The organism is Hyalangium sp., assembly GCF_035629615.1.
In the GTDB taxonomy this organism is placed as follows: Bacteria; Myxococcota; Myxococcia; order Myxococcales; family Myxococcaceae; genus Hyalangium.
This window is the reverse complement of record NZ_DASPHO010000283.1, coordinates 1-10,678: the sequence shown is the minus strand read 5'-3', so window position 1 is coordinate 10,678 and position 10,678 is coordinate 1. Positions and strand designations below refer to the sequence as shown.

General features: G+C 67.5%; 8 protein-coding genes and 1 pseudogene. 2 read left to right on the top strand and 7 right to left on the bottom strand.

Annotation, left to right across the window (positions count from 1 at the left end; translation table 11 throughout):
• A partial coding sequence (locus VD972_RS14370; protein ID WP_324986883.1) for an ABC transporter substrate-binding protein occupies positions 1–1,165 on the top strand: 1,165 nt, incomplete at its 5' end.
• A gap of 44 nt (positions 1,166–1,209) precedes the next feature.
• Here VD972_RS14370 and VD972_RS14365 read toward each other — a convergent pair.
• The 3 genes from VD972_RS14365 to VD972_RS14355 form a co-directional block, all read right to left on the bottom strand.
• A complete protein-coding gene (locus VD972_RS14365) occupies positions 1,210–2,079 on the bottom strand; it encodes a trypsin-like serine protease (protein ID WP_324986880.1) in 870 nt (289 codons plus the stop codon).
• 180 nt (positions 2,080–2,259) lie between these two features.
• On the bottom strand, positions 2,260–3,024 hold the full coding sequence (locus VD972_RS14360; RefSeq protein WP_324986886.1) for a trypsin-like serine peptidase: 765 nt from the start codon (positions 3,022–3,024) through the stop codon (positions 2,260–2,262).
• Between the two features lie 868 nt (positions 3,025–3,892).
• Entirely contained in the window at positions 3,893–5,416 is a 1,524-nt protein-coding gene (locus tag VD972_RS14355) for a serine/threonine-protein kinase (protein WP_324986877.1), read from the bottom strand.
• Positions 5,417–5,709: 293 nt separating this feature from the next.
• Here VD972_RS14355 and VD972_RS14350 point away from each other — a divergent pair, with 293 nt between their 5' ends.
• On the top strand, positions 5,710–6,405 hold the full coding sequence (locus tag VD972_RS14350) for a hypothetical protein (RefSeq protein WP_324986874.1): 696 nt from the start codon (positions 5,710–5,712) through the stop codon (positions 6,403–6,405).
• A 12-nt stretch (positions 6,406–6,417) separates the two neighbouring features.
• On the opposite strand, the gene VD972_RS14345 is transcribed toward VD972_RS14350, so the two are convergent.
• The 4 genes and pseudogenes from VD972_RS14345 to VD972_RS14330 all read right to left on the bottom strand — a co-directional run.
• A complete protein-coding gene (locus VD972_RS14345; RefSeq protein ID WP_324986871.1) occupies positions 6,418–7,944 on the bottom strand; it encodes a DUF4388 domain-containing protein in 1,527 nt (508 codons plus the stop codon).
• Positions 7,945–7,958: 14 nt separating this feature from the next.
• Entirely contained in the window at positions 7,959–8,759 is an 801-nt protein-coding gene (locus tag VD972_RS14340) for a hypothetical protein (protein ID WP_324986868.1), read from the bottom strand.
• A gap of 33 nt (positions 8,760–8,792) precedes the next feature.
• Positions 8,793–9,998 (bottom strand): radical SAM family heme chaperone HemW, encoded by a 1,206-nt coding sequence (hemW, locus tag VD972_RS14335; RefSeq protein WP_324986865.1) that lies wholly within the window; start codon positions 9,996–9,998, stop codon positions 8,793–8,795.
• Positions 9,999–10,005: 7 nt separating this feature from the next.
• Positions 10,006–10,678: pseudogene (locus VD972_RS14330) on the bottom strand (gliding motility protein); the annotation flags it as partial.

Genomic DNA, 10,678 nt, shown 5'->3' with positions numbered 1-10,678 from the left:
CGCGCTCGCTCTGGCCGTGGTGGCCTGCGAGAAGAAGACGCAGCCCCCGCCTGCCCCCACCCCGAGCACCCCGACTGCCGAGGCCAAGGCCACTCCACCCGCAGACCCGGAGACCATCCTGATTGGGGAGGTGGGCAGCCTCACGGGCAGCGAGGCGACGTTCGGCATCTCGGCGCGCAACGGCATCGAGCTGGCCATCAAAGAGGCGAACGAGGCCGGAGGGGTGAGGGGCAAGAAGCTGGCGGTGCGGGTGTACGACAGCCAGGGCAAGCCCGAGGAGGCGGCGCAGGCCGTCACCCGGCTGATCGCCCAGGACAAGGTGGCGGTGATCATCGGCGAGGCGGCCTCGTCAGTGTCGATGGCGATGGCGGAGAAGGCGCAGGCGGCCGGGGTGCCGCAGATCACCTACACCTCGACGGCGCCCGAGGTGACGCAGAAGGGGGACTACATCTTCCGGGTGTGCTTCATCGATCCGTTCCAGGGATTGGTGATGGCGAAGTTCTCGCGAGAGAACCTGAAGCTGAACCAGGTGGCGGTGCTGACGGACAACAAGAGCGCGTACTCGATCGGGCTGGCGAAGGTGTTCATCGAGGAGTTCGAGAAGATGGGCGGGAAGGTGACGGCCAACGAGAGCTACTCGAAGGGGGACACGGACTTCCGCGCGCAGCTGACGGCGATCAAGCGGCTGAAGCCGGAGGGGGTGTTCGTGCCGGGGTACTACACGGACGTGGGGCTCATTGCGCGGCAGGCGCGGGAGCTGGGGCTGAAGGTGCCGCTGCTGGGCGGGGACGGCTGGGAGTCCGAGAAGCTCTTCGAGCTGGGAGGCTCGGCGCTGGATGGGAGCTACTTCTCCAACCACTACGCGCTGGACAACCCGGACCCGCTGCTGAAGGCGTTCTCGGAGAAGTACCAGAAGATCTACGGCAGCCAGCCGGACAGCGTGGCGGCTCTGGCGTACGACGCGACGAAGCTGGCGGTGGACGCGATGAATCGGGCGCCGGATCTGTCGGGCAAGGCGCTGCGGGATGCGATTGCGGCGACGAAGGACTTCCCGGGCGTGGCGGGGAAGATCACCATCAACGCCAAACGGGATGCGGAGAAGCAGGCGGTGGTCCTGAAAGTCGAGAACGGGAAGACCCGGTTCGTCGCCACCGTGGAGCCGTAGGTCGTCACCGCTTGGCGCCTGAGCTGCGAGGCGCTCACCCTCTGCTAATCCGTCCCCCCTCGCTTCCTGGCGCCTTCGATTTCGCGGACGATCCAGTCTCGGTAGGCGTACGTACTTGTATATTCTGAGTACTCCACCGGCAGGTTGTAGGCCGTCTTCGCGATCCCAACGAGGCTGAAGGTCCCATCTTCCTCCTCGCGAAAGCTGGGTCCGCCGCTGTCGCCAGCAAGGACGTAGGAGCCATCCTCTCTCATGAAGAGTGGCTCTCCCTGCACGAAGGCCGGCTGAATGAGCAGCGGCTTGGTGACGCGGAAGATCCGGCCTGCACCTTCTTCCACGGAAACAACCGTGTTCGCTCCAACACGGCGGATGCCCGCGGGCGGTTCTCCGGGCTTCGTGGCACCAAAGCCAACCATGCGAATCGGTTCGTTGACCTTGATCTGCTCTCTTGGCAGCCGAGCAGAGTCCACCTTCCCCTTGAGGGACACATCCAGAAAAATGAACGCCAGATCCGCGTTGCTCGCGAGCTCGTGGTTGTTCGTCTCACTGGTGTAGACGACCATGAGTTGAGGGTTGGGTCTGACCTCCCCAACATAAACCTCTCCGCTCGTCGGCCATTGCGCAGGATTCGTTATCCTCTCCTGCTCCTCTTCATCCAGGGTCTTGAAGAAGAACGTCTGCACGCTCGCCCTTCGAGCGCACGTGGACTGATCCACGACAAATCTCTCCTCCCCCTCGGGCGATGGAGCCTTGCGCCTTCTGCAGACGCAGTGGCCTGCTGTCATGACGAGGCGATCATGGACAACCACCCCGCTGCACGTATGAAAAAGAGTCCCCGCCTTCCCCTTGAACCGGGCGACCACCTTGACCGCAGCCTGGTAGCGATTCGCAGTGTCCAGGATGCTTTCTGACACGACTGAATATCCACCGCCTCGCGCCCGGTCGGACAAGCTTCGGTTGTCCGGAGTCCCAGCTGTGCCCACACACCCCACGAACATCCCCGCGACCGCAGCAACCACCAGGACGAACCGGAGATGCAATCTGTTCGAACTTGGAGCCTCCATCTGATCCATGCCTCCGGTGAGGGCACCCTATCATTGAGGCAGAGCCAGCCGGTCAGCGCGCTCCAGCTCCGCGCTCAACCACTTCCGGTAGCCATGCGTACTCGTGAATGAGCCCCCCTGCCCCAACCATCTGCTCGAGATCCCCACGAGCACGGGCCCTTGGCGGAGTTCTCTCAGGCAGGGGCCCCCGCTGTCTCCCCGATAGAGATGGCCCTCTGGCTGCCGGATGAGGACCCTTCCTTCCTGGGCCTCAAGGATTCGGGAGACCTGGTTCCGACTGAAGCGGCGTTCCCGGTCGTAAACGTTGGCGACTTCATCGTAGCCGTGGCCCACGATGACGAGCAGCTCGCCGGGTTGAACGGCCTCGTCCGCCAGTGGGATGGAGCGACCCTCCTGCTCTTGCAGCGGGCGATCCAGGACAATCACGGCAAGATCCGCACGGCTCGAGATCACCCCTCCCTGCCCATCCAGCAGGACCTTGAGTTCCGGGTGCGGCCGGATGACTCCCCCATAGACCTGGGTGGAAAAGCCTACGGCGTCCTCATCTCCTCCTCTGGCCTTGTAGACAATCGTTCCCACGCTGGCACGCCCCGCACATTCCGACGCGTCAATCATGACCGCTGCCCCTTCTTCAGGCGGAGCGGCCTTGAGACGGGGGCACACACAATGGCCTGCTGTCAGGATGAGGGTCCGGCTGATCACGGCACCGCTACAGTTCGTGACCTCTTCTGGGAGCCTGGCTGAGACACTGACGGTCCCTCGGTAGCGATTATGGATGTCTTTCTCACCGCCCATCGACTCCTCGCGCTGAACGATGACCAAGGACTCGCCTCGCGCCGCTGGGGAGAGGCCGCCACCTGCGTCTCCCTCACTCGCATGAGCGCGCGGCACCCTGGCCTCGGGTGACGACGAATCAGCCAGCACCTTGCTCGCCCTCGGAGATTCGGTTCGGGAATCCTGCTCGCTCTTGTTGCACCCGGTCCAAGCCGCGAGCACCGCCCACGTCCAGGCGATCTTCCAGAGACTTGTGGAACAGACGCGCACAGTCCAAGAGCGTACCATGCGCATCTCGACCCGGGCGCGGCGCTGGATCGATCCCGCCACCGGCCAACTTCGCCTCCTGCCCGCTGAATCCTTCGGCCCGTTGCCTGCCTGATCCGGGCGGGGAGGTGTCGACAGTCTTCACCCTGAGAGGGTGTTGAACTGAGGCACTCGGGCAAGTCGCTGGAGCCTCCGTCGGCGCAGGCCCAGGCCAATGAGCGACTCGGAGATCTGCTGGAGGTTCCCTGGCCAAGACTCACGCCGTGCCCGACAGCTGAGTCCGCAGGCCCCTGCCCCTCGTCCCAGGCCGGAGATTCGAGGGGTGAGCCTGCTGGAGACAAGGCCCGGAATGAACCTGTCATACAAGCAGACAGGTGCGTGGGACGCCTGCTGGCAGCACCTGGAACGAACCTGTCATACAAGCAGACAGGTTGGAGCAAGCTGCGCCCGGCAGGCGACTCCCGGCAAAGCTTGGGTTCCTGGTTTTGCCCAGGACCGTGGCTCCGCCGACACGCAAGGAACCTCGGATGGGCTCTCCACCAGCTCAGATTTCCTTACAGCGCGTCCTCACCGCGAGCAGCCATGGGCTTGGCGCTGGGGTTGGGCTCAGCACGCGCGGGGCTCACTGCTCAGATGTAGGGCTGGAAGTGGGCTTTCGCCCAGGTGTGGTGATGGGCATGTAGCAGGTGCCCTTGTAGAGTTGGCCCTTCAGCTCTTCGCAATCTTCGCCCTCCAGGTTGAGTCGCTTCCAACAGCCCTCGTTGAGAGCGACATGCTGTCTGCGAGGGCACCGGCCCCGCGCATCCGGCCGCGCCTGCCCCGGCTGCGGTTCCGGGAGCGGATCCTCGGACAGCCCCTTCCATCCCGTGGAACCGGGAGCCTCCTCCGCCGATACGGACGCAGCCGCGTCGCCAAGCCCCGCAGTGTCACCCTCCTCCTGACTGGCACCTGCTGCTTGTTGTCGTGTGACAGCAGGGCGCTCCTTGGACTGTCCAGGCGCCACCCACCACACCCACACGGCCATCAAGAGGCTCACGGCCACGGGCGCGAGCCAGCGCTGCCTTGACTCCGCGGACCCGCGCACCCTGGCACGCGGGGCAGAGCCGCGCTCACGCGAAGATTCCTCCACCTCGGCTCTGCCGCCCTCATGCTGTCCAGGAGCAAGCTCGAAGACGGCAGCCTTGGCGCCGGGCTCTTCCGGAGACTGTCGCGGCTCCAGGGTCAAGTGCGGCTGAGCGCTCTGGCAGGATGGGCGCTGCGCGGCCTCCTCCAGGGCCTCCGCCATCTGCTCCACGATCCCACGCTCCTCGGGACGCACCGAGAGCATGCGCAGGATGAGCGCGCGAAGCTGCGGCTCCACACGCTCGGAGAGCAGAAGCGCGGCAGGAGGAATCACCTTCTCCAAGTGCCAGATGCCGTTCTCATCCTTCGTGGGCTCGCCGAGCTCCGGGTATTCGCCGGTGACCAGCCGGCAAGCAGTCACTCCCAGTGAGTAGAGATCATCGGCTGGCCCAGCGACGTAGCGGGCCGTGGAGTCTCTGCTGAACTGCAGCTCGAACAGCCACGACTCCGGGGAGCGGTAGGCCGGAGTGCCCGGGAACCCCATCGGAGGCGTGAGGGTAAAGGCACCCTGGAACGTTCCCGAGCCGAAGTCGATGAGCCAGGCGTGGTGGTCGGCGCGCCGCACCAGCACGTTGGCTCCCTTCACGTCTCGGTGGACTCCTCCCTCGGCGTGCACGGCCTGGAGGGCTCCGGTCAGCTGGGCCAGCAGCCGGAGCACCACCGGGGAGTCAGGCTTCTGGTCCCGCGCCCAGTCGTACAGCGGCACGCCGTCCACCCACTCCATGGCGATGTACGGATGGAGCGTGCCTGCGGGATGCTGCCATTCCCCATGGTCGAGCAAGTGCGGGATGCTCGGGTGGTCCAGGCGGGCGAGCAGCTTCACCTCGCGAGGGAAGCGCGGATCCCCGGGGAGCAACGCCAGCTTGAGCGCAATGGGATGGGCTTGCTCTTCCCCGGTGTGCACGGCGCGGAAGACAGCGCCGTAGACACCGCAACCTGCCCAGCCCACCACGCGCCAGGGCCCCACCACCGTCCCCACTGGAAGCAGCGCCGGCTGTGGAGCGGGCCCATGCTCTCTCTGCATGCTGTGCCTCGCCGAGGTGAAGGGAGCCACTCCCTCCTTCCAGAACTCTACTGCACGCCAGTCCCTCCTCTGCCGCGATTCTCAAGCCGCGTTCGTCGCCACCGTAGAGCCGTAACTCCGAGAGGATGCTGAGCGGAACTCAAGGGGACCTCCCGGGCGCGGGTTTCAGAACCTGTCTGCTTGTATGACAGGTTCGTGGCATGCGCCGCCGACAGGGCGCCCCACTGGAGTTCCGAGCCCTACTCCCATAGTGGTACAGCCCCTCGCCTGTCAGTCCTGTACTGCGCTGGCTCATGCCACCGCACAGTCCCCAGGGCTTCCGGACCCTCCCCGACGCCAAGGCCCTCCGCAAGCAGGTGCTCGCAGATGAGAACACCGCTGAGATCGCCAGGAATCTGGGCGTCTCCACCGAGGAGTACGTCACTCAGGTGGTGCACTTCCTCCGCCACACCCAGGAGGAGCCGGAGCTCTACGTCATCGACGATCAGGCGCTGCGCGCCATCGGGCTCGAGCGTCCAGATCCGGAGGAGATGGGGCGCTTCATCATGGAGGCCGCCAGCCTCGCCGAGGCCGCGGAAGGAAAGCTGGAGCTCGTTCCTCCTCTGGGCGTGGTGAAGTTCTCCCAGTCCCCCTTCGGCAAGCTGCTGGTGAGCGTGGGGCTGTCCTCCATCACCGGAGGCCCGAGCCGCCTGCTGAACCAAGGACTGGGAAGGCTGGGCAAGCTGGGGGGTGGCAAGCTGCTGGGGGCCTTCAAGGGCTTCACCTCCAGGTTCCTCGGCCCCGTGCAGAGCTTCCTCAGCAAGCCGGGCTTGTGGGGCATCGCCGGCTTCCTCAAGAGCGCCACCCTCCCCGAGCAGCTGCTGCCCATGGCGAGGGTCCTCTTCGGCGCGCGCCAGAAGGCCCCCACCCCGGATGACACCACCCGTCAGCTCATCCAGCACAACCTGGTGCAGCTCTTCGCGCACCGTCACGCCCAGCTGGCCGAGTGAGCCGCCCGAGCCTCACCGCTTCGCGTTCTTGCTCGTCTCCTGGATCAGATCCACGTAGCGCCGGTTCTTCGGGTTCAGCTTGAACGCCTTCCGGTATGCGTCCTCCGCCTGCGACCACTGGCCCTCCCCGCGGCTCACCTCGCCCAGGAAGAACCACCCCTCCTCCAACCCCGGCTCCTGACGCAGCACATCGCTCAGCTCCTGCAGGACCAGCTTGCCGTGCGACTCCGGCTTCATCAGGTACCGCGCCCACGCCCGGTAGGCCAGGTGCATCGGCCGCGGCTCGATGTCGCACGCGTACTCGAAGTACTCGAACGCCCCCGCGAAGTTCCGCGCCTCCAGCCGCTTCTTGCCCTGATCGAACTGCGTACGCCCGTCCAGCAGCTCCGTCTTGATGCGGAACTGCTCCTGCGTCGAGGGCCGCCCTGTCGCTCCCCGCTCCTTCTCCCGCGCCGCCGCCCGCCGCTTGCGCCACAGCGCCGCCAGGTCCGGCTCCTGCAACACCCCGAACGCCCGCGCGTACGCCGCCAGCAGAACCTCCGCCTTCTCCTTCAGATCCGGCGTGTTGAAGCGCAGCGGGTTGAACGTGTCCGCCATCGACAGGAACGCCTTGCGCAGCGCCAGCGCCTGCACGTCCTCCGGCACCCCCAGCAGCGCGAACGGATCCTGGCTCCGGTGCGACATGAAGGCGCTCATCAGCGCGTTGCGTGCCGCCTCGTCCTCATCCGAGAACGGCACCCCCGTGGGCACCGCCTTCACCGCAGGCTCGGCCTCCGCCACCGCCACCGGCGGAGGAGCCGATGCCGCCCGCTCGTCCACCGCGTCCGCGAAGTCCGCCACCCCCACGACGCACAGCGCGTACAAGCGCCGCAGCGTCGTCTCCGTGTCGTAGCTCGTGCGCTCCAGCAGCTCCGCGAACGTGGGCCGCGCCCTCAGCGCCTGGAACAGCCGCGCATCCTTCGCCGACAGCTTCGGGCCCTCCACCCCCGGCACCTGCACGAAGCGCCGGTCATCCGTGAAGGTGAAGTGCGTGGCCACCGTGTCGAACGGCATCATGTTCGCCACGCCCGTGAGGATGAGCTGCGCCGTGTTCGTCCTCACGCTCGTGCCCGGCGGCTCCACGTCCGCGATCAGCTTGTAGCGCGCGTCTGTCCACCGGAAGCAGTCCAGCAGGCTCATTCCCAGGTTCGCCTGGAGCTGCTTGTACAAGTCAAACGGGCTGATCAGCCCCCTCTGCACCAGCAGCGTCCCCAGCTCCTGCCCCGTCTGGATGCTCTCCGAGAGCGCCTTCTGGTAGTCCGCCTCGCTCAGCTTCCCCTTCTCCACCAGGAACTTGCCCAGCGTCTCGTGCAGCAGGTTCGAGACGCACGCCACGGGCGCGCCCTCTTCGAAGGTGATGCGCTTCTCCCGCTGGCGCACCCTCAGCTCCAAGGTGCAGGTGCGCTCCTCCACCGCCAGCGAGTGCAGCAGCAACGGCAGTGGCACCTCCGCGAGCGTCCCCTCTCGCTGACGGAGCACATGGGATGGGGCGGGGAACATTTGAATTCCTGAGATTACTCTTCTTCCAGCCCCGCTGCATACGGATCATCGTAGGGGTCGGCGTAGGGATCGGCGGGAGGCTGGAGGGTGCTCAGCGCCTGGACGCCCAGGAACAGGACGACGAGGGCGATGGCCGCGTAGGTGATGGGGCGACTCGGGCGAGCACGCCAGGCCCACATCCGCTCGCGGCGGCGTTGGAAGCCCGGAGCGGCCACGTAGTCCTTCCAGGCCTCATCGCGCATCAGCGCGGCGTCCGCGTCCCGCCCCGCCTTGTCCAGCGCCTTGGCCAGCAGCGTCCGCCCCTCGATGGAGCCGTGCCGCCCCTTCACGAAGCGCTCCAGCGCCTCCACCGCGCCCTTCGCATCTCCCTGCGCCAGCCGCAGCCGCCCGCGCTCCAGCTCGATGGAGCCCTGGCGGTAGTCCGGGTTCACCTTCTCCGCCTCGTCCAGCAGCAGCTCGCCCTTGGCCACCTCTCCCGCGCCCAGGTACGCCACCCCCAGCAGGAAGAGCGTGTCCACATCGTCGTCGCCCGCCTCCAGGTTGGGCTTCAGCAGTTCCACCGCCGTGGCGTACCGCCCCTGCCCCACCCGCAGCTCCGCCAGCTCGAAGCGCGCCCGGCGATCGTGCGTGTTGTTCATCAGCACCCGCTCAAGCTGCCCCGCGCGCCGCCAGCGGCCGATGACGCGCAGCGGACGCGGCAGGACCTGGAGGGTGAACCGGTCCATCGCCCAGATCAGCCCGAACACGAGCACCAGCGACAGCAGCGGCCTGCCGGTGAAGAGCGAGACGATCATCCACAGCATCCACGTGCTCATCTTCGCGTTTCCCTTCCCAGACGCCCCTCTACCTCAAATCAGCCGCGCGGCGACAGCGCTGTGCAGATCCGCGCCCGCATCCGTCAGCACCAACCGCCCACCCTGGAGCGTCGCCAGGCCGTGCTCCACCAGCCGAGACACCTCCGCCCGTCGAGGCGCCGGATCCTGCCCGTAGGCCGTGCACACCGCCTCCCAGTCCACGCCCGACCGCAGCCTCAGCCCCATCGCGAGCCGCTCCGCAAAGAGCTCCTCTGGGTTCAGCGCCTCGCGGCTCGCCTCCGGCAGCGTCCCCTGCTCCACCGTGCGCAGGTACGCCTCCGCGCTCCGCAGGTTCACGTACCGGTGGGGCTCCGGCGCGAGGAGCATCCCCGTGGCGCCCACCCCCAGCGCCAGGTACTCGCCTCCAGTCCAGTACAGCGCGTTGTGCCGCGAGCTGTACCCCTCTCGCGCATGGTTGGAGATCTCGTACCGGCGCAGGCCGTGCGTGGCGTACACCTCGCGCACCGTGGCGGCCATGTCCACCACCTCGTCGTCCGAAGGCAGCGCCACCTCTCCGCGCACCAGCCGCTTCGCCAGCGGCGTGTCCTCCGCCAGCACCTCCCGCTCCAGCGTCAGCGCGTAGGTGGACAGGTGCTCCGGCTCCAGCGCTACCGCCCGCCGCGCGTCCGCCTCCACCTGCGCCCGCGTCTGCCCGTGGACTCCATAGATGAAGTCCATCGACACCACCTCGAAGCCCGCGCGCCGCGCCATCCGGAACGCCGCCTCCGCCTCCTGCCCATCATGCGCGCGGCCGAGCGCCTTCAACGTCTCCGGCTGGAAGGACTGCACGCCGAGCGACAGCCGGTTCACCCCCGCTGCGTGGAAGCCAGCGTACCGCTCCGCATCCGCCACCTCCGGGTTGGCCTCCAGCGACACCTCCGCCCCGGGAGCCACCGGCAGCCGCGCCGCGATCCCCTCCAGCACCTGCGCCACCCACTTCGGGTGCCACAGCGACGGTGTGCCACCCCCGAGGAAGAGGGACTCCAGAGGCCGCCTCCGGAGCGCCGGCGCAGCCTCCAGCCGGGCGTCCAGCTCCGTGAGGACCGCGCGGGCGTAGCGCTCCTCTGGCACCTGGCGCGCCACCGCCACGGCGAAGTCGCAGTACGGACACTTCGCCAGGCAGTACGGGAAGTGCAGGTACAGCCCGAAGCGGGCCGCCGGCATCCCGGTATGTGGATCGATGGGCGCGGAGAACGGCATGGGGTGGTTACTTCTTGCCACCCTTCAACTGCGCCTCCAGGCGTGCCAATTTCGCCTTGTACGTGGCCGCCGCCTCGATGGCGGACTCGGCCGCCATCAGCTTCTTCTTCATGGCCGCGACATCCGCCTTGAGCTTGTCGCGCTCGGCGATGAGCTCGGCCGGAGCTGCGCCCGCTGCCGGGGCCGCCGGGGTGGCACGCGCTTGCTCCAGCTCCTGCTCCACGTTCGTGCGCTGGGCCTGCTCCGCCTGGAGCGCCGCCTCCAGCTCGGCCACCCGCTGCTCCAGGCTCTCGCGCTCGGCCTGCTGCGCCTTCAGCGTGGCCTCCACCTGCGCCATCTTCTGCCCCAGCGCTCCCTGCCCACCCTTCTCCGACTTCAGCGCCGCCTCCGCCTGCGCCAGCTTCAGCTCCAGCGTCGTGCGGGCCTTGGTCGCCTCGGCCTCCTGCTTCTTGAGCGCCTTCATGGACGTCTCGGAGGCGGACAGCTCCCCGGCCGCCTTCTTCGCCGCAGCCGCCGCCTCGCTCCGAGTCGTCTCCAGCGCTCCCTCCAGCATCTTCAGGCGCTGGCTCAGCTTCGTCGCCTTGTCCTCCGCCTCCGCGCGCGCCGCCTCCGCCTTTGCGTTCAGCTCCGCCAGCTGCGAGTCCCGCTGCGCCCCACCCTTCTCCAGCGCCGCCGCACGC